The sequence below is a fragment of the Mesorhizobium sp. M4B.F.Ca.ET.089.01.1.1 genome (assembly GCF_004022605.1).
Taxonomy (GTDB): Bacteria; Pseudomonadota; Alphaproteobacteria; order Rhizobiales; family Rhizobiaceae; genus Mesorhizobium; species Mesorhizobium abyssinicae.
The window spans coordinates 1-470 of the sequence record NZ_RZOS01001378.1 but is presented as its reverse complement, the minus strand read 5'-3'; the positions used below and the strand labels follow the sequence as shown (position 1 = coordinate 470).

Below are 470 nucleotides of genomic sequence, written 5' to 3'. Positions count from 1 at the left end.
TTATCAGACAGGTGAACTGACAATGTTCTGCCTGGAAGGCCGAATGACGCGGGAAATCTATTGGGTCGGTTTCGGCTTCCAAGTCTGGTGCCAGTTGCTTACCCACCTCTCTCGGGCCACGGAGAATTCCCTAGTCGTGGTCGATGAGCCCGAGGTCTATTTGCACCCGGATGTTCAACGCCAGTTTCTTGGGATCGTTCGCGACATTGGCGCCGACGTGCTGCTTGCTACACACTCCAGTGAAATCATCGCTGAGGCCGATCCGGCTGAGATACTCATGATCGATAAGCGGCGCCGCGCGGGCGAGCGTCTAAAGAACGTGGCCGGAATCCAGCGCGCGCTCGAAGTGGTGGGATCGTCTCAGAACATCACTCTAACTGCGCTTGCAAAGAGTCGAAGAGTTCTTTTTGTCGAAGGACTCGACGATTTCCGGCTGATCCGACGGTTTGCACGCAAGCTGGGAATGCAGG

1 protein-coding gene is annotated in these 470 nt (G+C 56.0%); it reads left to right on the top strand.

Features of this window, described 5'->3' with window-relative positions:
• Positions 1 to 43: 43 nt before the first annotated feature.
• The coding region (locus EN780_RS37605) for an AAA family ATPase (RefSeq protein WP_189557176.1) at positions 44 to 470 on the top strand (427 nt) is incomplete at its 3' end.